The sequence below is a fragment of the Streptomyces sp. NPDC056738 genome, from assembly GCF_042790435.1.
Lineage (GTDB): Bacteria > Actinomycetota > Actinomycetes > Streptomycetales > Streptomycetaceae > Streptomyces.
The window spans coordinates 207,854-229,823 of sequence record NZ_JBHTZF010000013.1 but is presented as its reverse complement, the minus strand read 5'-3'; the positions used below and the strand labels follow the sequence as shown (position 1 = coordinate 229,823).

Annotated in this window: 20 protein-coding genes and 1 pseudogene; 11 read left to right on the top strand and 10 right to left on the bottom strand. The window is 72.2% G+C overall.

The features are described 5' to 3' along the window. The first annotated feature begins 245 nt into the window (after nucleotides 1-245). Nucleotides 246-2,210 carry a HelD family protein gene (locus ACFRIC_RS31215; protein WP_382792887.1) on the top strand — a complete coding sequence of 655 codons (1,965 nt, stop codon included), beginning with the start codon at nucleotides 246-248 and terminating at the stop codon, nucleotides 2,208-2,210. Nucleotides 2,211-2,288: 78 nt separating this feature from the next. On the opposite strand, the gene ACFRIC_RS31210 is transcribed toward ACFRIC_RS31215, so the two are convergent. Next, the gene (locus ACFRIC_RS31210; protein ID WP_382792671.1) at nucleotides 2,289-3,503 is read right to left on the bottom strand and encodes a trypsin-like serine peptidase; all 1,215 of its coding nucleotides are present in this window, start codon (nucleotides 3,501-3,503) and stop codon (nucleotides 2,289-2,291) included. A 203-nt stretch (nucleotides 3,504-3,706) separates the two neighbouring features. Next, on the bottom strand, nucleotides 3,707-4,411 hold the full coding sequence (locus ACFRIC_RS31205) for a copper homeostasis protein CutC (RefSeq protein WP_382792669.1): 705 nt from the start codon (nucleotides 4,409-4,411) through the stop codon (nucleotides 3,707-3,709). Nucleotides 4,412-4,570: 159 nt separating this feature from the next. Here ACFRIC_RS31205 and ACFRIC_RS31200 point away from each other — a divergent pair, with 159 nt between their 5' ends. Then, nucleotides 4,571-7,150 carry an N-acetylmuramoyl-L-alanine amidase gene (locus tag ACFRIC_RS31200; RefSeq protein WP_382792665.1) on the top strand — a complete coding sequence of 860 codons (2,580 nt, stop codon included), beginning with the start codon at nucleotides 4,571-4,573 and terminating at the stop codon, nucleotides 7,148-7,150. Between the two features lie 27 nt (nucleotides 7,151-7,177). Here ACFRIC_RS31200 and ACFRIC_RS31195 read toward each other — a convergent pair whose 3' ends face one another. Together ACFRIC_RS31195 and ACFRIC_RS31190 are read right to left on the bottom strand one after the other, a co-directional pair. Next, on the bottom strand, nucleotides 7,178-7,855 hold the full coding sequence (locus tag ACFRIC_RS31195) for a maleylpyruvate isomerase family mycothiol-dependent enzyme (protein ID WP_382792662.1): 678 nt from the start codon (nucleotides 7,853-7,855) through the stop codon (nucleotides 7,178-7,180). A gap of 67 nt (nucleotides 7,856-7,922) precedes the next feature. Further along, the gene (locus ACFRIC_RS31190; protein WP_382792660.1) at nucleotides 7,923-8,954 is read right to left on the bottom strand and encodes a saccharopine dehydrogenase family protein; all 1,032 of its coding nucleotides are present in this window, start codon (nucleotides 8,952-8,954) and stop codon (nucleotides 7,923-7,925) included. Nucleotides 8,955-9,064: 110 nt separating this feature from the next. Here ACFRIC_RS31190 and ACFRIC_RS31185 point away from each other — a divergent pair, with 110 nt between their 5' ends. The 3 genes and pseudogenes from ACFRIC_RS31185 to ACFRIC_RS31175 all read left to right on the top strand — a co-directional run bounded on the left by ACFRIC_RS31185 (nucleotide 9,065) and on the right by ACFRIC_RS31175 (nucleotide 11,996). Then, nucleotides 9,065-10,126, top strand: coding sequence for a helix-turn-helix domain-containing protein (locus tag ACFRIC_RS31185; protein ID WP_382792657.1), 1,062 nt, complete (start codon nucleotides 9,065-9,067; stop codon nucleotides 10,124-10,126). Beyond that, a pseudogene (locus ACFRIC_RS31180) lies at nucleotides 10,084-10,763 on the top strand (hypothetical protein). Before ACFRIC_RS31185 ends, ACFRIC_RS31180 begins: the two are co-directional and overlap by 43 nt. A 126-nt stretch (nucleotides 10,764-10,889) precedes the next feature. Next, nucleotides 10,890-11,996 carry a GNAT family N-acetyltransferase gene (locus ACFRIC_RS31175; protein ID WP_382792654.1) on the top strand — a complete coding sequence of 369 codons (1,107 nt, stop codon included), beginning with the start codon at nucleotides 10,890-10,892 and terminating at the stop codon, nucleotides 11,994-11,996. A 15-nt stretch (nucleotides 11,997-12,011) separates the two neighbouring features. On the opposite strand, the gene ACFRIC_RS31170 is transcribed toward ACFRIC_RS31175, so the two are convergent. Together ACFRIC_RS31170 and ACFRIC_RS31165 are read right to left on the bottom strand one after the other, a co-directional pair. Then, a complete protein-coding gene (locus tag ACFRIC_RS31170) occupies nucleotides 12,012-12,275 on the bottom strand; it encodes a DUF4031 domain-containing protein (protein ID WP_382792651.1) in 264 nt (87 codons plus the stop codon). Further along, complete coding sequence (locus ACFRIC_RS31165) at nucleotides 12,272-12,667, bottom strand: hypothetical protein (protein ID WP_382792648.1); 396 nt, start codon at nucleotides 12,665-12,667, stop codon at nucleotides 12,272-12,274. The genes ACFRIC_RS31170 and ACFRIC_RS31165 overlap by 4 nt, the downstream gene beginning before the upstream one ends. Before the next feature lie 56 nt (nucleotides 12,668-12,723). Between ACFRIC_RS31165 and ACFRIC_RS31160 the strand changes: the two genes are divergently transcribed. From ACFRIC_RS31160 to ACFRIC_RS31145, 4 genes are read left to right on the top strand one after another with little or no spacing between them, the layout of a single operon-like run. Further along, nucleotides 12,724-13,644 (top strand): MurR/RpiR family transcriptional regulator, encoded by a 921-nt coding sequence (locus tag ACFRIC_RS31160; protein WP_382792646.1) that lies wholly within the window; start codon nucleotides 12,724-12,726, stop codon nucleotides 13,642-13,644. Nucleotides 13,645-13,682: 38 nt separating this feature from the next. Beyond that, nucleotides 13,683-14,618, top strand: a complete 936-nt coding sequence (gene murQ, locus ACFRIC_RS31155) for an N-acetylmuramic acid 6-phosphate etherase (protein WP_382792643.1) — start codon at nucleotides 13,683-13,685, stop codon at nucleotides 14,616-14,618. A gap of 16 nt (nucleotides 14,619-14,634) precedes the next feature. After that, a complete protein-coding gene (locus ACFRIC_RS31150; RefSeq protein WP_382792640.1) occupies nucleotides 14,635-16,125 on the top strand; it encodes a PTS transporter subunit EIIC in 1,491 nt (496 codons plus the stop codon). A 34-nt stretch (nucleotides 16,126-16,159) separates the two neighbouring features. Continuing rightward, nucleotides 16,160-16,747, top strand: coding sequence for a hypothetical protein (locus ACFRIC_RS31145; protein WP_355766795.1), 588 nt, complete (start codon nucleotides 16,160-16,162; stop codon nucleotides 16,745-16,747). Between the two features lie 36 nt (nucleotides 16,748-16,783). Here the strand turns inward: ACFRIC_RS31145 and ACFRIC_RS31140 are convergent, their stop codons facing one another. After that, on the bottom strand, nucleotides 16,784-16,990 hold the full coding sequence (locus ACFRIC_RS31140; protein ID WP_355766823.1) for a hypothetical protein: 207 nt from the start codon (nucleotides 16,988-16,990) through the stop codon (nucleotides 16,784-16,786). 122 nt (nucleotides 16,991-17,112) lie between these two features. Here ACFRIC_RS31140 and ACFRIC_RS31135 point away from each other — a divergent pair, with 122 nt between their 5' ends. Together ACFRIC_RS31135 and ACFRIC_RS31130 are read left to right on the top strand one after the other, a co-directional pair. Beyond that, the gene (locus ACFRIC_RS31135) at nucleotides 17,113-17,952 is read left to right on the top strand and encodes a helix-turn-helix domain-containing protein (RefSeq protein ID WP_382792638.1); all 840 of its coding nucleotides are present in this window, start codon (nucleotides 17,113-17,115) and stop codon (nucleotides 17,950-17,952) included. Beyond that, nucleotides 17,936-18,127: a DUF397 domain-containing protein gene (locus ACFRIC_RS31130; RefSeq protein ID WP_382792636.1), complete on the top strand. Its 192-nt coding sequence runs from the start codon at nucleotides 17,936-17,938 to the stop codon at nucleotides 18,125-18,127. The genes ACFRIC_RS31135 and ACFRIC_RS31130 overlap by 17 nt, the downstream gene beginning before the upstream one ends. A 68-nt stretch (nucleotides 18,128-18,195) precedes the next feature. Here the strand turns inward: ACFRIC_RS31130 and ACFRIC_RS31125 are convergent, their stop codons facing one another. The 3 genes from ACFRIC_RS31125 to ACFRIC_RS31115 all read right to left on the bottom strand — a co-directional run bounded on the left by ACFRIC_RS31125 (nucleotide 18,196) and on the right by ACFRIC_RS31115 (nucleotide 21,792). Next, nucleotides 18,196-19,317: an NADH:flavin oxidoreductase gene (locus ACFRIC_RS31125; RefSeq protein WP_382792634.1), complete on the bottom strand. Its 1,122-nt coding sequence runs from the start codon at nucleotides 19,315-19,317 to the stop codon at nucleotides 18,196-18,198. A gap of 286 nt (nucleotides 19,318-19,603) precedes the next feature. Next, complete coding sequence (gene groL / locus ACFRIC_RS31120) at nucleotides 19,604-21,226, bottom strand: chaperonin GroEL (RefSeq protein WP_103550993.1); 1,623 nt, start codon at nucleotides 21,224-21,226, stop codon at nucleotides 19,604-19,606. A 362-nt stretch (nucleotides 21,227-21,588) separates the two neighbouring features. After that, nucleotides 21,589-21,792, bottom strand: coding sequence for a cold-shock protein (locus ACFRIC_RS31115; RefSeq protein WP_005315736.1), 204 nt, complete (start codon nucleotides 21,790-21,792; stop codon nucleotides 21,589-21,591). Nucleotides 21,793-21,970 lie beyond the last annotated feature (178 nt).

The following is a 21,970-nucleotide window of genomic DNA, read 5'->3' as shown; positions in this document are numbered from 1 at the left end:
GCGGATTCCGCAGGGATTCCCTGCGGAATCCCGACGGAATCCGTGGCGATTCACGATCTGCATCACTCGCGCAGCACCGCCAGAAGCACCACGGCACTTCCGCAGCACCCCCACAGCAGGTTTCCCGGAGGCAATTCCCCGTGTCCACCCTGTCCGACGGTCCGTCCGGCGCCCCTTCCGAGTCCGACGATCCCCTCTCCCGCGAACGCTCCCACCTCACCCGGTCCCGTTCGGCGCTCCGCGCGATGCGCGAGGACGCGGAGAACCTCGACATCCGCGACGTCACCGCGAACTGGGTAAACGCCGAGGTCCTGCACCGCCAGATCGCCGAGCGCATCAAGGCCCTCGCCGATCTGAGCCACACCCCGCTCTTCTTCGGCCGGCTCGACTATCTGCACGCCCCGGGCTCCGACCTGGCGGAGGGCGCCGAGGGCGAGCGGTTCTACATCGGGCGACGGCATGTCCACGACGCCGACGGCGACCCGATGGTGATCGACTGGCGCGCGCCGGTCTCGCAGCCGTTCTACCGGGCCTCGAAGAAGGACCCGATGGACGTCGGGCTGCGCCGGCGGTTCGGCTACACCGGCGGCGAGCTCACGGCGTACGAGGACGAGCACCTCTCCGACCCGGCCGAGGCCGCGGCGACCAGCAAGCTGCTCCAGCAGGAGATCGAGCGCCCGCGCGTCGGCCCGATGCGCGACATCGTGGCGACCATCCAGCCCGAGCAGGACGAGATCGTACGGTCCGGGCTGTCCGGTTCGGTCTGTGTGCAGGGAGGTCCCGGCACCGGGAAGACCGCCGTCGGCCTGCACCGGGTCGCCTATCTGCTGTACGCGCACCGGGACCGCCTCGCCCGCACCGGCACCCTGGTGATCGGGCCGAACAAGTCCTTCCTGCACTACATCGAGCAGGTCCTCCCCGCGCTCGGTGAGCTGGAGGTCAAGCAGGCGACCGTCGACGACCTCGTCGCGCACGTCGAGGTGCGCGGGAGCGACGACGCCCCGGCGGCCGTGATCAAGGGCGACGCCCGGATGGCCGAGGTGCTGCGGCGGGCCGTGCGCTCGCACGTGACCGTCCCGACCGAGCCCGTGGTGGTGGTCAGGGGGTCGCGGCGCTGGCGCGTTCCCGCGTCCGAGCTGGAGGAGATCGTCCGGGAGCTGCTCGACCGGGACATCCGCTACGGCGCCGCCCACCAGGCCCTTCCGCAGCGGATCGCGCACGCCGTGCTGGTCCAGATGGAGCGCTCCGGTGAGGCGCCGGACGACCGGGTGCAGGACGCCGTCGCCCGCAACCCCGCCGTGAAGGCCGCCGTGAAGGCGATCTGGCCGCAGGTCGACCCCGCGAAGCTGGTGCTGCGGCTGCTGAGCGACGCGGAGTTCCTGGCCGCGCACGCGGAGGGGCTGCTGGACGAGGCCGAGCAGAAGGAGATCCTCTGGGCGAAGCCGGTGCGCAGCGTGAAGAGCGCGAAGTGGTCGCCCGCCGACGCCGTGCTGATCGACGAGGCCACCGATCTGGTCCAGCGCACGCACTCCCTCGGGCACGTGGTGCTGGACGAGGCGCAGGACCTCTCCCCGATGCAGTACCGCGCCGTGGGCCGGCGCTGCACGACGGGGTCGGCGACCGTGCTCGGGGACCTGGCGCAGGGGACGACCCCGTGGGCGACCCGGAGCTGGGAGGAGGCCCTCGGACATCTGGGCAAGGGCGACGCGGTCGTCGAGGAGCTGACCGCGGGTTTCCGTGTCCCCACGGACGTCATCACCTACGCGTCCCGGCTGCTGCCGCACATCGCGCCCGGTCTCACGCCGGTCGCCTCGGTGCGGGAGAACCCGGGCTTCTTCGAGGTGCGCGCGCGGACGGCGGACGCCGACGTCCTGGCCGCGGTGGAGGAGCTGCTGGACCGGGAGGGGTCGGTCGGACTGATCGCCGCCGACGCCCGGGTCCCGGTGCTCGCCGAGGCGCTGACGGCGGCCGGGCGGACGTACATCGGTCCGGGCGAGGAGACGACGGCCGAGACCCGGCTGACGCTGGTGCCGGCCTCCCTCGCCAAGGGCCTGGAGTACGACTACGTGGTGCTGGACGAGCCGGGTGCCGTCGTCGACGGCGAGCCGGACGAACGCACCGGGCTGCGCCGCCTGTACGTGGCGCTCACCCGGGCGGTCTCGGGGCTGATCGTGACCCACGCGGCGCCGCTCCCGGCCGAACTCGGCTGACCGCCCGGCGGCCCCGGCGCGGACGCCGACGGCCCCCGGCACGGATGCCGGGGGCCGCGAACCGCCCTACGTGTGGGGCTACTTGAACTTCCGGCTGGTCGCCAGGTAGACCTGCTTGGCGTTCTCGCCGAGGCGTGGCCCGGTGATGAACGTCTTGCGGTCGCTCAGGGAGTTGTTGGAGACCAGGTAGGTCCGGCCGTCGTGGCTCAGGAACCAGGGGCCGCCGGACGCGCCGCCGTTCATGGTGCAGCCGATCATGTACTGGGCGGGGACGTTGCTCGCGAGCACGAACCGCTTGGTGGCGCCGTGGCAGTCGTACATCTTCGAGCCGTCGTAGGGCGACTCGGCCGGGTAGCCGCGGACCTTCATCGACTTGACCTTGTTGGCGGCCGGGGCGCCGAACCACACCGGCAGGGCCGAACCGAGCCGCTCCTGAAGGGACTTGCCGCCGCTCTCCGGCTTGACGTGGAGCACGGCGTAGTCGTAGCCGGAGGCCGCGTTGCCCGTGTGGCCGCCGCCCTGCATCCACTGGGAGGAGGTGGTGGCCCAGTCGGCCCACCAGACGCCGTACGGGGAGACCGACGTGGCGCGCGGGTCGGTTATCTGACGGCTGCTCAGGCTCGCGCTGTTGTTGTACGAGGGGACGAAGGCGATGTTGCGGTACCAGCCGCCGCCCTTGCCCGCGTGCACGCAGTGGCCCGCGGTCCACACCAGGTTGGACTTGCCGGGGTGCGCCGGGTCGGTGACGACGGCGGCCGAGCAGACCATGTTGCCCTGGGGCGAGGAGAAGAACATCTTGCCGACGGGCGGGGCGTAGTGGTGATAGGTGCCCCTGACCTTGGCGGCGGTCTGCTTCGTGACCTTGCCGTCGGGCAGGTAGGAGGTGGCGCCGCTGCCCGAGCCCGAACTGGTGCTGCCCGCCCGGACGAGGGGGATGCTGGCCTTGGCCCGGGCCATCTTCTCCGGCGACCAGAAGTCCTTGATGTAGGGGTTGGCGAAGTCCTCCGCCTTGGAGGCCCAGTCGCTGTAGTCCTGCCACCCGCCGTTCTTCCACTTGTCCAGGGCGGCGCCGCCGAGTTCGGTGGGAATGCCGTCGGGCAGCTTGTAGCCGCCGAGCGAGGCGGAGCCGTCGTCCTGGCCGGTGTCGACGCCCTTGTCGGCCTGGGCGGACGACGAGGGCCGCGCGGCGGCCCCCTCGTCGTCCTTCTTGCCGTCACAGGCCGTGGTGGTGATCATGACGGCCGCGATCACGGCGGCCGCCCCCGCGAGCGTGCGGCTGCGTATGGATGGCATGAAGCCCTGTCCCCCTGATGCTGCTGTGCTGCCGCACCGCGTTCGCCGGCACGCACATACGTGTGATTGTCATGCCCCGGCCGATCGGGGCAGATCAAATATGCACGCAAAAAGCCGCGCGGTGATCGACGCGTGACTCTCACAACACAACAACTACGAGGCGGAGATGGATCCGTGACCTCTCCGGCCGGAGAAGCGGCCGCCTACGCGTCGACGGCGGTCCGCCACTGCCGTACCGACTCCGCGGAGACCGGCCCCGCCCATCCGTCCGGACGTGCGGCGCCGCCGATGTGGAAGGCGTCGAGGCCCGCCGCGCGCAGCTCCGGCAGATGGTCCAGGCGCAGTCCGCCGCCGACCATGATCCGCGGCTCGTACCCCGGCTCACCGCGGCGGGCGGCCTCGGCGGCCAGGACGGAGAGCCCGTCGTCGACACCCGCCGGGGACCCGGCGGTCAGATAGGCGTCCAGGCCGGGCAGGTCCGCGAGCTGCTTGCGCAGGGCGTCCCGGTCGGCGGCGCGGTCGATCGCGCGGTGGAACGTCCAGCGGCAGCCGTCCAGTTCGGCGACGATCCGCTCGACGGCGGCCAGGTCGGGACCGCCGTGCTCGTCGAGGAAGCCGAGCACGAACTCGTCGGCGCCCGCGGCCCGCAGTTCGCCCGCGGCCCGGACGAGAGCGTCGACGCCCGCGGGGCCGCCCGCCGAGAAGCCGTCGGACAGGCGCAGCATCACGCGCAGCGCGATGTCGACGGAAACACGGATCCCGGCGAAGGTCTCCACCGACGGGGTCAGCCCGTCGGCCGCCATGTCCGTGACCAGCTCCAGCCGGTCCGCTCCGCCGGCCTGAGCGGCGACCGCGTCCTCCACGCCGAGGGCGATCACCTCCAGGACCGCGCTCTTCCGCTCAGTCATCGGACCTCTTCCCTTGGGCCGCTATAGGTCTAGTCCAATCCAAGAGTACGCGGGCGGGGACGGGGGCGCGAGAAGATCGCGTCCGGCGCTGTAGTTGATCTTTCATATGACCTCCTCGCATGTGAAGATCATGTGATGACGGCGTGGAGGGGTGGGGCAGTGCGACGACGTGGGTGGGGTGCGGCGGCCGTGGTGACGGTCGCGGCGATCTGCGGAACCCTGCTGGTCCAGGGGACCGGCGCCGGGACCGGCGGGGGCGACGGCGTGTCCAGGCCGATCCGGACGCGTACGACGACCGCCGCGCTGACGGTGGCCGACGGCGGCACCTCCGCCCGGCTGGACCGCCGGGGCACCGCTCCCTTCAGCATGCTGGGCATCACCTGGGCCGAGCCGTCGGCACGGGTGGCTGGCGCGATCGAGGTCCGGACCCGGGACACCGCGCGCCACGCGTGGTCCGAGTGGCTTCGGCTGGACGGTGACAGCGGCGAGGGCGAGGAGGGCGCGTCCCGCGGCGGGACCGCTCCGGCGTGGGTGGGCCCGTCCGACGGGGTGCAGGTGCGGATGTCCGGCGCGCCGTCGCGGCGGCTGCCCGCGGACCTGAGACTCGACATGATCGACCCGGGCGGCGACGCGGCCTCCCGGCTGGAACCCGCCGGGTTCGTCATGGACCCGGCCGATCCGGCCGAACCGACCGGCACGACGGACCCGGCCGGACCGACGGAGGCGGCCGACCCGACGGACCCGGCCGACCCGGCCGCGACGGACGAGCCCGCGCAGACCTCGTCCTCCGACCCGTCCCCGTCCTTGACCTCCGAGCCCTCCGGGCCCTCGTCCGACCCGACGGCCTCCGCCGTACCCACGGAGTCGCAGACGCGGCCGTCCACCGAGAGCGCGAGCCCTTCGCCGACCGGATCGGCGCCGGAGCCGGCCTCGCCGAGCGCGACCCCGACCGTTCCCCCGGCCCCCGAGTCCACCGTGCCCCGCCCGCCGATCACCTCGCGCGCGGGCTGGGGCGCCGACGAGTCCATCAGCCCGGAGGACCCCGGCTATCTGCCGGGCGGGAGGATCAAGGCGGTGGTGCTGCACCACACCGCCACCTCCAACGACTACACCTGCGCCGAGGCCCCGGCCGTCATCCGGGCCGTCTACGCCTACGACGTGCAGCAGTTGACCTGGAAGGACATCGGCTACAACTTCCTCGTCGACAAGTGCGGCACGATCTACGAGGGCCGCAAGGGCGGCGTCGACCGGCCGGTGATGGGCGCGCACGCCTACGGCTTCAACTCCGAGACCACGGGCATCGCGATCATCGGTGACTACAGCGACGTGGCGCCCTCCAGGGAGGCGATGACCTCGGTCGCCCGGCTCGCCGCGTGGAAGCTCGGCCAGTACGGCGTCGACCCGACGGGCACCGCCACCCTCACCGCGGGCGCGAGCGGTCCCAACTACTTCCGCCAGACGTGGACGGCGGGGACCCGGATGGCCTTCCCCGTCATCCACGGGCATCGCGACGGCTACAACACCGTGTGCCCGGGGGACGCCTACTACGCCCTGCTGCCCACGGTCCGCGCCTGGGCGGGCGGGACGGTCGAGGGACTCACCCTGGACTCGGTCACCGGCGCCGGCGCGCCCGGCGGCACCGTCCTCGCCGGCACCCCCGTCACCGTGAAGTGGTCGGCCACCACCCCGGCCGCGCTGGTCGGCCGGTACGACGTCCTGGTCGACGGGGAGGCCGCGGCCACCGCCGCGGGGACCGTCTCCTCCGCCGAGGTGAGCCTGGCCCCGGGGACCCACAAGGTCGCCGTGCGGGGCGTCCACCAGTCCGGCAGGACGGCGGTCACCGAGGACGTCACCGTCGTCGCCGTCGCCGCCGAGTCCGCGTCGCCCACCCCGACCCTCACGGCCCCCGTCACGACCGCCCCGCCCACGACGACCGCGACCCCTCCCGCCGCGACGACCTCACCCACCGCCAAGGCCACCACCCCCGCCGCGACGGCCACGCCGACCACCAAGGCCACGACACCCGCCGCGACCGCCTCGCCGACCACGAAGGCCACCACCCCCGCGCCGACGGCCTCCCCCACGGCGAAGGCCACCACCCCCGCCGACACCACCCCGCCCGTCTTCTCCACCAAGCCGAATCTCGCCCTGCGCACCGGAACGGTGAGCACCACGGCCGTCCCGGTCACCCTGAAGTGGAAGGCCACCGACACGAAGGGGCTCAAGGAGGTCCGACAGACCTCCCCGATCGCCAGGACGTACGGTCCGACGGTCACGAGCGCGAGCCTCACCGCCAGGTCCGGTGCCGCCACGACCTGGAGGATGACCGCGTACGACAAGGCCGGCAACGCCCGCTCGGCCTCGGTGAGCGGCACCCCCGTGATCCTCCAGGAGAGCGCGGCCACGAAGTCCGGCTCCTGGACGTCCAAGTCGTCGAGCGGCTACCTGGGCGGCGGGTCGTACGGCAGCTCCGCGAAGAACGCGTCACTGACCTGGACGTTCACCGGGCGCTCGGCGGCCCTGGTGGTCTCGCGCGCCGCGACCTCGGGCCAGGTGTACGTGTACGTGGACGGCAGGAAGACCACCACCCTGGACCTGAGGTCGACGACCACGAAGTACCGCGACGCCGTCTGGGCGACGACCTGGACCGCCGCCGCCAGGCACACGGTGAAGCTCGTGGTCGTCGGGACCGGCGGCCGTCCCACGGTCACGGCCGACGGGCTCGTGTATCTCAAATAGCCGGGGCCCAGTCGGCCTCCGGCCGGGTCACCCGAACAGGTTGAGCTCCTCCTCCCGCGCCCCCACCAGCTCGTAGACCGTCGTCTTGGGGACCGGCCGGCCCGAGCAGAGCCGTACGAGGGTCGCGGCGCCGCCGATGTACCGGGCCGGGGGGCGGTCGCCGGGGACGCCGCCCAGGAGCAGCGGGTCGTCGAGCTGGTCGACGTCGGCGTGCAGCGGCACCCGGCCGCTCTCCCGGCTGTGGCGCACCAGGAGGGCGAGGGCGTGCGGTAGTCCCTCGCCCTCGTAGGCGCCGGGTTCACCGAACGCCTCGCGCACGTCTCCGGCGTGGATCCACTCGCCGAGCGCGACCGCGTCGAGGGCGCCCCTGGTCCGGGCGATCGCCGGGCCCGCCTCGGTCATCCCGCGTTCCAGCTCGTCGATCACCCGCTCCGTCGGCCAGTCGGCGCGCTCGGCGATGTCGCGGTCGTTGGACTCGGGCTCGAACACCCCCGGTTCGAAACGGCGCTCGACGACCCGGGTGAGCACGGCCGAGCAGTGCGCCAGCACGTCCCGCACCGTCCACGCCGGGCACCCGGGCGTCGGACGGGAGAAGTCGTCCTCCGGGCGGGCCCGCAGCAGCGGGATCAGCGCGTCGCGCTCGGTGCGCAGGAGCAGACCGGGCAGTTCCGGGTCCCGTACATCGTGTGCGTCTTGAGGAATCATGACTCCACGCTAGGGGGCGCCGTCCGGAAATTCCGGCGTCCGCGGGGGCTCGGCGCGCGTCCGCCCGCTACCCGCGCAGTTCGACGGAGATGTGCGGGGACAGTGCGCGGAGGAAGTCCGGGGCGTCGAACATCGCGCCGGCGGAGGCCACGCCGGTCGTCCGGGTGCGTCCGGTGAGGATGCGGTCGAGGGCCTCCACCACGAGCGGCGCGGTGACGGCGTAGATGTCCCGGCCCCGCGCCACGGCCCGGCGTTCGGCCTCACCAGAGCGCACCACGACGTCGACGACGAAGGTCTGTTCCGACCGTCCGCGCTCGTCGGCCGCGCGCGGGGCCGGGGTGTCCGGGGCCGCCAGTTCCCCGGCCGCCTCGACGGTCATGTAGGTGCGCACCTCGGGGACGGCGAGGTGGCTGGGCACGGTGACCACGTCGGCCATCGAGAACTCCCCGATGACGGCGCGCGGACCCGTCGGTTCGGGGAACGGCCACTCCAGGGTGGGCGGGGTGTCGTGGACGTACTCCAGCCGCCCCTTCGTGTGGCGGACGCGCCGGCCGCCGCGCCGCTCCCGGGAGACCGCGCCCGCGGCACGCGTCCCGGGAGTGGGGTGCCAGCCGCTCAGCCCGTACGCGACGTGGGCCTCGTCGGCGGCCGTCCACCCGCCCATCGCGGCGGTGACGAGCAGGTCGCCGAGGCCGCCGTAGAACGCCATCGCCGGGACGATCACCGCTCCCGCCGCCTCGGCCCGCTCGGCGAAGTGCGTGAACGTGTCCAGGTTGGCCTCGATCTCGGCCGCCACGTCCACGTACGGGATCCCGGCGCGCAGGGCCGCCTCGATCACGGGGGCGGCCGTCGTGGCGAAGGGTCCGGCGCAGTTGACCACCGCGACGGCACCGGTCAGCGCGTGGTCGAGGGACGCCGGGTCCCCGACCGTGGCCGGGCGGACGTCCAGGCCCGGCCACGTGGTGGCCAGGTCCTTCAGCTTCTCGGCGTCCCGCCCGGAGAGGACCGGGACGAACCCGCGCTCCAGCAGTTCGGCCACCACGAACCGGCCGGTGTGCCCGTACGCGCCGAACACCGTCACCGCTTGACCCGACTTCATGGGTCCTCCCCCGTACTCGAAGTGAACTGCCGTGATCCGTAAGGACATCCTGGCGAGGGCGGACGCCCGGCACGAGTGTCCGGAACGACACGCCCCATACAATTCCGGACATGACCTCTGTCGCGCTGGCCGTCACCGACGGGATGCTGCACTTCGAACTGGGTCTGGCCTGCGAGGTCTTCGGCTCCGCGCCGGACGCCGTCCGGGTCCCCTGGTACGACCTCGCGGTCTGCGGGCCGAGGGCGGTGCGCGTCGGCCCGTTCCGGCTGGAGCCCGACCACGGCTTCGACCGGCTTCCCGAAGCCGACACGGTGATCGTCCCGGGCTGGGCGGACGTGGACCGGGAGCCGCCGGCCGACCTCGTCGACGCGGTGCGCGCGGCCCACGAGGCGGGTGCGCGGGTGGCGTCCCTGTGCACCGGCGCGTTCGTCCTGGCCGCCGCCGGACTGCTGGACGACAGACGGGCGACCACGCACTGGGCGCACACCCGCGCGCTGGCCGACCGCCATCCCCGGGTACGGGTGGACCCGGACGTCCTCTACGTGGACGACGGCGGCGTGCTGACCTCCGCGGGCAAGGCCGCCGCCATGGACCTGTGCCTGCACCTCGTCCGCCTCGACCACGGGTCCTCCGTCGCCAATACCGTCGCCCGCAACCTGGTCGTGCCCCCGCACCGGGACGGCGGCCAGGCCCAGTTCGTCAGCACCCCGGTGCCCGCCCCCGACCACCACCCGCTCGCCGAGCTGTTCCCCTGGGTCATCGAGCGGCTGGACCGTCCGCTGACCGTGGAGGACCTGGCCCGCCGGGCGCGGATGAGCTCACGCACGCTCGGCCGCCACTTCAGGTCGGTGACCGGCACCACCCCGCTCCAGTGGCTGCTGACCCAACGGATCCGCCACGCCCAGGAGTTGCTGGAGACCACCGACGCGGGCATCGACGCCGTCGCGGCGGCCACCGGCATGGGAACCGCCACGACACTGCGCCGGCACTTCAACCGCACGGTGGGCGTGCCTCCGGACGCCTACCGCCGCACCTTCCGCTCGCGCACGGGCCCGGCGGCCGGGAGCACCACGGACGGCACCACGACGGGGAGTACGGCAGCGGGGAGTCCGGCGGGGACAATGGACGCATGGCAGCAGAGAGCAACCGCCACCCGGCCCACGAGGACCTGACTAAGCGCTGGGCGGACACCGTCCTGGCCGCACGGGGCGGTGACGGGTCCGGCCCCGCGCCGGGGCCCTACGCGGAGAACCTGCTGGGCCGCTGGGCCGAACCCCGGCGCCGGTACCACACCACCGGCCATCTCCTCGCGGTCCTCGACCACATCGACCTGCTGGAGGCCCACGGGGAGCGCGCCGGCGATCCGGCCGCCGTGCGCCTGGCGGCCTGGTTCCACGACGCCGTGTACCTCCCGGACCGCTCGGAGAACGAGGAGCGCTCCGCCCGGCTCGCGGAACGCGCGCTGGACGAACTGGGTGTCGCCCCGGAGCGCACGGCCGAGGTCCCCGGCTCGTCCGCCTCACCGTCTCGCACGACCCCGCCGACGACGACACCGACGGCGCCGTCCTGTGCGACGCGGACCTCGCGATCCTGGCCTCGCCCCCGGACACGTACGCCGCCTACACGGCCGCCGTCCGCGAGGAGTACGCGTTCGTGCCCGACGACGCCTTCCGCGTGGGCCGTGCGGCGGTTCTCCGCCAACTCCTGGCTCTGCCCGCGCTGTTCAGAACCACCTACGGCCAGCGCACCTGGACCACCCCGGCCCGCCGGAACATGGAGACCGAACTGACAACACTGACGACCGAATGACCCAGCCCCTCCGGCGGGAGGGCCGCAGTCCCTCCGGCCGCGAAAATCCAGCCCCCTCAGGCGGTACCCCGGTCCGGCGGGTAATCCCGTAGGTCCGGCCGGGCGATCCGACCTATCCTCGGCCGCATGACTGACACGGGTGGGGACCGGATCGAGGAAGCCGTCGCGAGCTGCGCCACGCTGCTGCGGGCGGCGGCCGGACACGACTGGGACGGGGTACGGGCGGGACGCCTGGAGTGGGACTGCCGGCGGACCGCCGAGCACATCGCCAGTGATCTCATCGCGTACGCCGGACAGTTGGCCGGCCGGGCCACCACGGCCTACGTACCGTTCGAGATCACGATGGAGGACGGCGCGGACAACGCGGGCGTCGTCGACGTGATCGAGACGACCGGCGCCCTGCTCGCCGCCGCCGTCCGCACGACCCCGCGCGAGGTCCGCGCCTTCCACCCGTACCCGTTCCGCAGCGCGAACCGCGAAGGCTTCGCCGCGATGGGGATCGCCGAGGTCCTGCTGCACACGTACGACATCGCCGAGGGGCTCGGCCTGCCGTACGAGCCGCCGGCCGAGCTGTGCGCCTGGGTCCTCACCCGGATCTTCCCGCACGTGCGGCCCGAGCCCGGCGCCCCGTGGGACACCCTCCTGTGGGCCACCGGGCGCGGCGACCTGCCCGCCCGCGAACCGGTCACCGAGTGGCGCTGGAACAACAACCTGGTGATCGGCACCGAGCGGCTCACCCTCCAGGGAGTCACCCCGGCCGCCGCCGCCGAGCTGCGCGAGGGCGGCACGGGCGGCTTCGAATGGATCGAGGGCGGCCCGTTCCACGGCACCCGGGATGCCGCGGGGATGGTCGCGAGCTCCTACGAGAAGGGGGTGCACCGGCCGGAGTGGGGGATGTTCGTGCTCGTACGGCGCGAGGACGGACGCGCGGTCGGCGCGATCGGCTTCCACGGAGTGCCCGACGACGAGGGGCGCGCCGAGGTGGGCTACGACCTCGCGGAGAACGCCCGCGGCCGGGGCTACGCCACCGAGGCCCTGCGCGCCCTGGCGGAGACGACCCTCGCCCGCGACGACGTCAAGCTCCTGTTCGCCGCCATCGAGCAGGACAACGCCCCCTCGCAACGGGTCATCGCCCGCGCCGGTTTCACCCGGGCGAGCGAGGAGGTGGAGCGGGCCGCCCACGAACTGCACGACTGGGAGACGTCCTTGAGGCTGTACTCCCGCGAGGCCTGAACGGCCCCGCCCGGTTCACCGCGCGCGCTTGCGGCGGCGCAGCCCAGCGCCGTGCAGCAGCCGTACGACCTCACGGCTGCTGACCTGCACCGCTCCGGCGGCGACCGCGTCGGCGTAGCGGTGCGAGGGGATGTCGTAGTGGTCGCGCTCGAAGGCCCGCGGGGGCGCGCCCAGTTCCTCGGCGAACGCGTGGAGTTCGTCGTAGGAGACGTCGCTGATCAGGTGGGACCAGACACGGCCGTGTCCCGGCCAGATGGGCGGATCGATGTAGACGGTCACGAGGGCGGGTTCGTGCCGGTCGCCGAGCCGAGCGAGCCGACCGGGGAGATCTTCACGCCGGCCTCGTGGCACACCCAGTGCGGGTCGGGGCCCAGTTCGGGCTCGACGTCCAGGGCGTGCGGGCCGCCGGAGGTGCACACCGGGCACAGCGGCCATCGTCCGTGCCGCTCCAGGAGCGCGTCCTGGACGTCCTGGGCGACGAGCCCGGCGACGAACTCGACGCCGTCCGGCCACTGCTCGACCCACCAGCGGCGCTGCACCACCGAGTCCTCGACCAGGGAGACGACGTCCGCCTCGGCCACCTGGCCCGCTATCAGGTCGGCGAGCACACGGGCGCGTGCCGCGTGCAACGCCTGCTCCAGAGGGCTGAGGGGGGTGCCGGAGGGGTTCATGTCCCTATTGTGCGCACCCTTGACCGTTCACCCCAAAGGAAAATATCTTTCATGGTGTGACCCATGACGTGAAGGAAATTTTCGCGGGTGAGGCACCCCCCGCCCCCGCGGCCCTCGCGGCCAAGGTGCGGACCCTCGCCCCCTCGATGACACGCAGCATGCAGCGGGTCGCCGAGGCCGTCGCCGGTGACCCGGCCGGATGCGCGGCCCTCACGGTCACCGGACTCGCCGAGCTGACCGGCACCAGCGAGGCCACGGTCGTGCGCACGGCCCGCCTCCTCGGCTACCCCGGATACCGGGACCTGCGCCTCGCGCTCGCCGGGCTCGCCGCCCAGCAGCAGTCGGGCCGGGCCCCCGCCGTCACCGCGGACATAGCGGTCGACGACCCGATCGCCGACGTCGTCGCCAAGCTCGCCTACGACGAGCAGCAGACCCTCGCCGACACCGCCGCCGCGCTCGACACCGTCCAGCTCGGCGCGGCCGTCGCCGCCATCGCCGCCGCCCGCCGCGTCGACGTCTACGGCGTCGGCGCCTCCGGGCTGGTCGCCCAGGACCTCCAGCAGAAACTCATGCGGATCGGGGTCATGGCCTTCGCGCACATCGACCCGCACCTCGCGGTGACCAGCGCCGTCCAACTGCGCGCGAAGGACGTGGCGATAGCCGTCACGCACTCCGGCTCCACCGGCGACGTCATCGAACCGCTCCGCGTCGCCTTCGAGCACGGGGCGACGACGGTGGCGGTCACCGGCCGTCCGGGCGGACCGGTCGCGCAGTACGCCGACCACGTCCTGACCACCTCGGCCGCCCGTGAGAGCGAGCTGCGTCCGGCGGCCATGTCGTCGCGGACCAGCCAGCTCCTGGTGGTGGACTGTCTGTTCGTCGGGGTCGCCCAGCGCACCTACGACACGGCGGCACCCGCGCTGTCCGCCTCGTACGAGGCCCTCGCGCACCGCCACTCCCCGCGCGGCGGCCGGTAGCCGCTCCGCACGACCTCATCGGAAAGAGCCGCCTCTCCATGACCTCCATGTCCAACCACGGCGATCTTCGAGCAGAGTTGGAGACGCTGACCACCGAGGCGTTCCGCCCCGAACTGTCGGAGATCGACCGGCTGTCCACGCTGGAGATCGCGCGGATCATGAACGGCGAGGACACGACGGTGCCCGCGGCCGTCGCCGCGCAGCTCACGCGCATCGCCGCCGCGATCGACGGCATCGCGGAACGCATGGCCCGCGGCGGCCGCCTCATCTACGCGGGCGCCGGCACCGCGGGCCGCCTCGGCATCCTGGACGCCTCCGAGTGCCCGCCCACGTTCAACACCGATCCCTCCCGGGTCGTCGGCCTGATCGCGGGCGGCCCCGAGGCCGTGGTCACCTCGATCGAGGGCGCCGAGGACTCGCCGGAACTCGCGGTGGCCGACCTGGACGCACTCGCGCTGACGGCCGACGACACCGTGGTCGGGGTCTCCGCCTCGGGCCGCACCCCGTACGCCGTGGGCGCGGTCGAGCACGCCCGCAAACAGGGTGCCCTCACGATCGGCCTGTCGTGCAACGCGGACAGCGCGCTCGCCTCCGCCGCGGATCACGGCATCGAGGTCGTGGTCGGCCCCGAACTGCTCACGGGCTCGACCCGGCTGAAGTCCGGCACCGCACAGAAGCTCGTCCTGAACATGCTCTCGACGATCACGATGATCCGGCTCGGCAAGACGTACGGGAACCTGATGGTCGACGTCCGGGCCTCAAACGAGAAGCTGCGGGCCCGCTCCCGGCGCATCGTCGAGCTCGCCACCGGGGCCTCCGACGAGGAGATCGAGCACGCGCTCGCCGCGACGGACGGCGAGGTGAAGAACGCCATCCTGACGATCCTCGGCGGAGTCGACGGTCCCACCGCCGCCCGCCTTCTGGAGCAGTCGGGGGGCCATCTGCGCGCCGCGCTGGCGGCTTCGGCCGGCTGACCAGCACGCTCGGGGGGTGAGCATCCCCGACTCCACCACAGCAGCGGCGATCCTCCCCCTCGTGGGCGGTCCCGCGAACGTCCTCACCGTCACCCACTGCATGACCCGGCTCCGGCTGGGTCTGCGGAACCCCGGCCTGATGGACGAGCAGGGCCTGCGGGCCCTGCCGGCCGTCCTCGGCCTCGTCACGCACGACGGCTCCTGCCAGATCGTCCTGGGCCCCGGCACGGTCGCCCGCGTGACGCCCGCGTTCGAGGCCCTGCTGGCGGACGCCCCGCACGACACGGAACCGGCCGCCGGCGGACCCACGACCACCGCGGACCGGCTCGCGCTGCGCGGCGCCGAACTGAAGGCCGCCCGCTCCCGGCGCAACGCCACCCCGCTCAAGCTGTTCCTGCGGCGGATCGCGGACGTCTTCGTGCCGCTGATCCCGGCCCTGATCGGCTGCGGGGTGATCGCCGGCCTCAACGGCCTGCTGATCAACCTCGGCGTGCTGAGGGGCCTCACCCCCGCGCTGACCGCCATCGCCTCCGGATTCATGGCGCTGATCGCCGTCTTCGTGGGCCACAACACGGCCAAGGTGTTCGGCGGCACCCCCGTCCTCGGCGGCGCGGTGGCCGCGATCGTCGTGTACGCGGGGGTCGCCAAGGTCACCGTCCTCGGGGTGACGCTCGCCCCCGGCCAGGGCGGCGTCCTGGGCGCCCTGGCCGCGGCCCTGCTCGGGACGTACGTGGAGAAGTGGTGCCGCCGCTGGGTCCCGCCCACCCTGGACGTCCTGATCACCCCCACCCTCACCGTGCTGCTGACCGGACTGGTGACGCTGTACGCGCTGATGTACGCGGCCGGTGAGCTCTCCGCCGCAATCGGCACCGCCGCCGCCTGGCTGCTCTCCACCACCGGCGCCTTCGCCGGGCTCGTCCTCGGCGCCCTGTTCCTCCCCCTGGTGATGCTCGGCCTGCACCAGGCCCTCATCCCCATCCACACCACGCTCATCGAGCAGCAGGGCTACACCGTCCTGCTGCCCGTGCTCGCCATGGCCGGCGCGGGCCAGGTCGGCGCGGCCCTCGCGGTGTATGTCCGGCTGCGCCACGACACCTCGCTCCGCACGACCATCAGATCGGCGCTCCCGGCCGGTCTCCTCGGCGTCGGCGAACCCTTGATCTACGGGGTGTCCCTGCCGCTCGGCCGGCCCTTCGTCACGGCCTGCGCGGGCGGGGCGGCGGGCGGCGCGTTCATCGGCTTCTTCTCGATGCTGGGCGATCATGTCGGCTCGACCGCCATCGGCCCCTCCGGGCTGGCCCTGTTCCCGCTGCTGTCCGGCAACCGGGGCCTCGCCGTCACCGCGGCGATCTACGCGGGCGGCCTGCTGACGGGGTACGCCGTCGGCTTCGCGGCCACGTACTTCCTCGGCCTCGGCGGCATCCGCGGCACCGGTCCCGACGGGGGGCTCGACAGCGGCCGCGACGGCCGGTCACCGGCCCGGCGGGCGGAACAGGCCGCCGTGTAGCCGCGCTGTCGGTGGCGCGTGCGACGCTGGGGGCATGAACCACGCACAGCTGACCGCCCTGGGCCGTGCTCTGCGGCTGCTCGGGGAGCACGGCGACGCCCTGAACGCCGACACCCCCGACGCCAAGCTGCACGAGGTCAAGGCGGACCTGAAGCGGGCCCTGGACCTGCTCGACGAGACGGTGACGACGGCCAAGCCGACCACCCGCTGCTCCGAGCACCCGAACGGCCCGGTGGACGAGAGCGCCCCGGACCGCTGTCTGCTGTGCGAGACCCGCCGCCGCACCGCCCGCCGCACCGAGGTCAACGACGCGTACACGCACGGCCGGGCGCCCGCCCCGGACGAGCTGCCCGACCGCACGATGTCCCGCTACGGGGTGCGCGGCGACCGCCCCCAGCCCCAGCAGCGCTGGCTCCCGGAGGTCTGGAACGGCCAGACGTGGCTCCTGTGCGGCACCCCCCGCCGCGACCGCCAGGAGGCCGAGCGCTTCCTCGCCGCCGAACGCCGGGCCCCCCGCCCCGGCATGGCCTATCGCCTCGTCCACGAGTTCACCGACTACGAGGTGCTGCGTATCTGGGGCACCCCGGTCAAGGTCGACATCGAGCCCATGGGGAATCTCTAGGCAGGCCGGGGCCCGAAAGCGGGCCCCCTCCCCGGGTCAGGGCAGCCGCCCCTCCGCGTTGAGCCGCCGCACCCGGGCCCGCAGCACCTCGCCCGGCGGAGCCTCCCCGAGAGCCTCGGGCGGACAGTCCCACTCGATCCCCCCGCCTGGCGGCCGCAGTTGTACGAGACCGCCCTCGCGCCCCATCACCTGGCCGAGCCGTCCGTCCCGCACGTCGATCGCGTACTCCTCGCCGGACGTCATCTCCATACCCACCGATCCCTCCACGCTGAGTGTTCCCTTTCACCACCCAGCGTGACCGGCATGCCCGTAACCTGGCCAGAGTCGGCGCTCCAACAACCCCACCTGTTGGACGGGAAGTCGCCATGCCCCACCCCAAGGACCTCGACCCCTCCTCCTCCCCGCGCGCCATGATCGGCGCGGAGTTGCGGCACGCCCGCGAGAACGCCGGCCTCAGCCAGTCCGAACTGGGCGAACCGCTCTTCGTCAGCGGTTCCTTCATCGGCCAACTGGAGTCGGGCACCCGCCGCCTCCAGCTCGAATACGCCGTCCGGATAGACGAGATCCTGGGAACCAGGGGCTTCTTCGAGCGCAATTGCAGGGCGCTGGCGAGGTCGAAGTACCCGGATCACTTCGTGGAAGCCGCGGAGGCGGAGGCCATGGCGACGGCGATCAGGGAGTATGCGCCGGCGCTCGTCCCCGGCCTGCTGCAGACGCGGGGGTATGCCCAGGCGATGTTCCGACGAGGTCGCCCGACGGCAACAGCGCAGGCCATCGATGAGTTGGTCGCTGCCCGGCTGGACCGTGCACGCCTGCTCGACGATCCAACAACGCCGTTGTTGTGGGCGATCCTTGACGAAGCTGTACTGCGCCGACGGGTCGGGGCGTGGCCGGTCATGGCCGAGGCCTTACGCCACATTGCTACCCTGGCCGAACAGCGCAGGATCATCGTGCAAGTGCTGCCCTTCTCAGCAGGAGCCCACATGGCCATGGAGGGCTCCCTCAAGCTGATGACCTTCGACGGCGCTGCGCCTCTCGCCTACCTGCAGGGTCTGGGGACAGGCCGACTGGAGGACGACCCGGCCACGGTCGCCCACCACGACCTGACCTTCCACCTCCTTGCGGCCAGCGCACTCTCACCGCACGAATCACTGGCTCTGGTCCACTCGGTGGCAGAGGATTACGCGCATGAGCGACAGCCCTGAGTACGCCCTGAACAAGGCCACTTGGCACAAGTCCAGCTACAGCGGAGCAAGCGGCGGCGACTGCCTGGAAGTCACCTTCGGCGAACACCTCGTCCCCGTACGGGACTCCAAGAACCCCGGCCCGGTGATCGCCTTCGGCGCCCGAGCCTGGGGTGCCTTCGTCGCGCACCTCTGAAAAAAGGGACGGCACCCGCGTACAGCGGGCGCCGTCCCTCCCCCGTTCCCCCCGTTTCCGGGAAGCTGTCAGCTCAGCGAGCCCAGCGCCGCCGCGTCGTACGGCGCGAGCTCGTCGAAGCGGCCGGCCAGGACCTTCGCCGCCCACTCCGGGTCCTGGAGCAGCGCGCGGCCGATGGCGACGAGGTCGAACTCGTCGCGCTCCATGCGGTCGAGGAGGTCGTCGATGCCCTTGACCGGCGATCCCTCGCCCACGAAGGCCTTGATGAAGTCGCCGTCCAGGCCCACCGAGCCGACGGTGATGGTGGGCTTGCCCGTCAGCTTCTTCGTCCAGCCGGCGAGGTTGAGGTCGGAACCGTCGAACTCGGGCACCCAGTAGCGGCGGGTGGAGGCGTGGAAGGAGTCCACTCCGGCCGCGGCGAGCGGGGCGAGGATCGCCTCCAGCTCCTCCGGGGTCTCCGCGAGGCGGGCGTCGTACGCCTGCTGCTTCCACTGCGAGTAGCGGAAGATGACGGGGAACTCGGGCGAGACGGCCGCGCGCACCGCGGCGACGATCTCCGCCGAGAACTTCGTACGGGCCACCGGGTCGCCGCCGTACGCGTCCTCGCGGCGGTTGGTGCCCGCCCAGTGGAACTGGTCGAGCAGGTAGCCGTGGGCGCCGTGCAGTTCGACCCCGTCGAAGCCGATGCGCTCGGCGTCGGCGGCGGCCTTGGCGAACGCCTCGATGACGTCGTCCAGGTCCTGCTGGGTCATGCTCTTGCCGGTGACCTGCGCGCCCTCCTTGTAGAGGCCGGAGGGGCCGACGGGCGGGGCGTCCACGAAGGGCGGCTCGCCGGCCTTGCGGACCATGCCGATGTGCCAGAGCTGCGGGACGATCGTGCCGCCCGCCGCGTGCACGGCGTCGGCGACCTTCGTCCATCCGGCGAGCTGGTCCTCGCCGTGGAAGCGCGGCACCGCGTCGCTCTGTCCGGCCGACTCGTGGCCGACGTAGGTGCCCTCGGTGACGATCAGGCCGACGCCCGCGGCGGCACGGCGGGAGTAGTAGCCGACCACGTCCTCTCCCGGTACGCCGCCCGGCGAGAACATCCGGGTCATCGGGGCCATGGCGATCCGGTTCGGAACGCTCAGGCCGTTGATGGAGACGGGACGGGACAGGATCTCGGCTGCGCGGGACGCGGCGTCAGCGGTCACGTGGGGGCTCCTCGGAGAGGTGGTCGGTATGACGTCGAGCGGTCTGCGAAACAGGAGATTCCGTGCGGTATGTGCACATGCATCAACTGCTCTTCAGCGTCAACCTCCGCACCGGGCGAGGCATTCCGCCGCCCCGGGACTCGTCCCTGTGATCCGGGCCACGTACCGGGGCGGCCCGCCCGAGGAGACGTCCGGCGGCGGGCCGGGAAACGCCCGAGGGCGGCACCCTCCCTTGCGGGAAGGTGCCGCCCTCGGAACGTCAGGACGGTTGATCGACCGGGGTCGATCAGAAGTCCATGTCACCGCCCGGCATGCCGCCGCCGGCCGGGGCCGCGGCCTTCTCCGGCTTGTCGGCGATGACGGCCTCGGTGGTCAGGAACAGCGCGGCGATGGAGGCGGCGTTCTGCAGAGCGGAACGCGTCACCTTCGCCGGGTCGATGATGCCTTCGGCGATCATGTCGACGTACTCACCGGTCGCGGCGTTCAGGCCGTGGCCGACGGGAAGGTTGCGCACCTTCTCGACGATGACGCCACCCTCGAGACCACCGTTGACGGCGATCTGCTTGAGCGGGGCCTCCAGGGCCAGACGCACGGCGTTGGCGCCGGTCGCCTCGTCACCCGAGAGCTCGAGCTTCTCGAAGACCGAGGAAGCCTGGAGCAGGGCCACGCCACCACCGGCGACGATGCCCTCCTCGACGGCCGCCTTCGCGTTGCGAACGGCGTCCTCGATGCGGTGCTTGCGCTCCTTGAGCTCGACCTCGGTGGCGGCACCGGCCTTGATGACGGCCACGCCGCCGGCCAGCTTCGCCAGACGCTCCTGGAGCTTCTCGCGGTCGTAGTCCGAGTCCGAGTTCTCGATCTCGGCACGGATCTGGTTCACACGGCCGGCGACCTGGTCGGCGGAGCCGGAGCCGTCGACGATCGTGGTCTCGTCCTTGGTGATGACGACCTTGCGGGCGCGGCCCAGCAGGTCCAGACCCGCGTTCTCCAGCTTGAGGCCGACCTCCTCGGAGATGACCTCGCCGCCCGTGAGGATGGCGATGTCGCCGAGCATGGCCTTGCGGCGGTCACCGAAGCCCGGGGCCTTGACGGCGACGGACTTGAAGGTGCCACGGATCTTGTTCACGACCAGGGTCGACAGGGCCTCGCCCTCGACGTCCTCGGCGATGATCAGCAGCGGCTTGCCCGACTGCATGACCTTCTCCAGGAGCGGGAGCAGGTCCTTCACGTTCGCGATCTTGGAGTTCGCGATCAGGATGTACGGGTCGTCGAGGACGGCCTCCATACGCTCCATGTCGGTGGCGAAGTACGCCGAGATGTAGCCCTTGTCGAAGCGCATACCCTCGGTGAGCTCCAGCTCCAGACCGAAGGTCTGGGACTCCTCGACGGTGATGACGCCTTCCTTGCCGACCTTGTCCATCGCCTCGGCGATGAGCTCGCCGATCTGGGTGTCGGCGGCGGAGATGGAGGCCGTGGAAGCGATCTGCTCCTTGGTCTCGACATCCTTGGCCTGCTCGAGCAGGGCACCGGAGACGGCCTCGACGGCCTTCTCGATACCGCGCTTGAGGGCCATCGGGTTGGCGCCGGCGGCGACGTTGCGCAGGCCCTCGCGGACGAGCGCCTGGGCGAGGACGGTCGCGGTGGTCGTACCGTCACCGGCGACGTCGTCCGTCTTCTTGGCGACTTCCTTGACCAGCTCGGCGCCGATCTTCTCGTACGGGTCCTCGAGCTCGATCTCCTTGGCGATGGAAACACCATCGTTGGTGATCGTGGGCGCGCCCCACTTCTTCTCGAGGACGACGTTACGGCCCTTGGGGCCGAGGGTGACCTTGACGGCGTCGGCGAGCTGGTTCATCCCGCGCTCGAGACCGCGCCGTGCCTCCTCGTCGAACGCGATGATCTTGGCCATGTGAAGTGGTCCTCCCGGACGGGGTGGATTGCTCCGGATCGCGCCCGCGCCCGCGACGGACGGCCCCCGAGCCCTGTGGTTCCTTGCCCCACAGGCCCGCGAGCCTCGCCGGCCCGATCCAAGTTCTGTCACTCTCACTCGGAGAGTGCTAACGCCAATGATTAGCACTCGACCCCGTCGAGTGCAAGGTGCGCTCGCGAAGCGAGCTCGTCGAGGGGTGGCGGTCGGGCGACGGGCGGGAGCAAGGTGCGCTCGCGAAGCGAGCCCCCTGGAAGCCCCCTGGACACGCACGAGGGGCCCGCATCCCTGGTGGGATGCGGGCCCCTCGTGCGTGAGTTGAGTCGGTGGTCGTTCGCGCCCGATCAGACGGCGAGTTTGACCATGTCCGCCTGCGGACCCTTCTGGCCCTGCGAGATCTCGAACTCCACTCGCTGACCCTCTTCAAGGGTGCGGTAGCCGTCCATCTGAATCGCGCTGTAGTGCACGAAGACGTCCGCACCACCGTCGACCGCGATGAAGCCGTACCCCTTCTCCGCGTTGAACCACTTGACGGTGCCCTGAGCCATGCCTAACTCCCCTATTACTGGCCCTTGCACAGATCCACACTTCGCGGATCCGGGTCAGACCTCACCCCCCAACGGTTGGGGGTGTGCGCCGGAACGCGTCGACCGCGGCTGAATGTATCTGTCCAACTGCCCTCTGCAACAGGTCAATCGGACGAGAATTCTGGGCATGGCCGATCAA

Excerpts from the sequence above, each read along its gene's own strand:
- ACFRIC_RS31145 (WP_355766795.1), top strand. The coding sequence starts at position 16,160 with ATGAACCACGCACAGCTGACCGCCCTGGGCCGTGCTCTGCGGCTGCTC.
- ACFRIC_RS31140 (WP_355766823.1), bottom strand. The coding sequence starts at position 16,990 with ATGACGTCCGGCGAGGAGTACGCGATCGACGTGCGGGACGGACGGCTC.
- ACFRIC_RS31215 (WP_382792887.1), top strand. The coding sequence starts at position 246 with ATGCGCGAGGACGCGGAGAACCTCGACATCCGCGACGTCACCGCGAAC.
- ACFRIC_RS31185 (WP_382792657.1), top strand. The coding sequence starts at position 9,065 with ATGACCTCTGTCGCGCTGGCCGTCACCGACGGGATGCTGCACTTCGAA.
- ACFRIC_RS31210 (WP_382792671.1), bottom strand. The coding sequence starts at position 3,503 with ATGCCATCCATACGCAGCCGCACGCTCGCGGGGGCGGCCGCCGTGATC.
- ACFRIC_RS31135 (WP_382792638.1), top strand. The coding sequence starts at position 17,113 with ATGCCCCACCCCAAGGACCTCGACCCCTCCTCCTCCCCGCGCGCCATG.
- ACFRIC_RS31115 (WP_005315736.1), bottom strand. The coding sequence starts at position 21,792 with ATGGCTCAGGGCACCGTCAAGTGGTTCAACGCGGAGAAGGGGTACGGC.
- ACFRIC_RS31205 (WP_382792669.1), bottom strand. The coding sequence starts at position 4,411 with ATGACTGAGCGGAAGAGCGCGGTCCTGGAGGTGATCGCCCTCGGCGTG.
- groL (WP_103550993.1), bottom strand. The coding sequence starts at position 21,226 with ATGGCCAAGATCATCGCGTTCGACGAGGAGGCACGGCGCGGTCTCGAG.
- ACFRIC_RS31165 (WP_382792648.1), bottom strand. The coding sequence starts at position 12,667 with ATGAACCCCTCCGGCACCCCCCTCAGCCCTCTGGAGCAGGCGTTGCAC.
- ACFRIC_RS31195 (WP_382792662.1), bottom strand. The coding sequence starts at position 7,855 with ATGATTCCTCAAGACGCACACGATGTACGGGACCCGGAACTGCCCGGT.
- ACFRIC_RS31190 (WP_382792660.1), bottom strand. The coding sequence starts at position 8,954 with ATGAAGTCGGGTCAAGCGGTGACGGTGTTCGGCGCGTACGGGCACACC.
- murQ (WP_382792643.1), top strand. The coding sequence starts at position 13,683 with ATGACCTCCATGTCCAACCACGGCGATCTTCGAGCAGAGTTGGAGACG.
- ACFRIC_RS31130 (WP_382792636.1), top strand. The coding sequence starts at position 17,936 with ATGAGCGACAGCCCTGAGTACGCCCTGAACAAGGCCACTTGGCACAAG.
- ACFRIC_RS31175 (WP_382792654.1), top strand. The coding sequence starts at position 10,890 with ATGACTGACACGGGTGGGGACCGGATCGAGGAAGCCGTCGCGAGCTGC.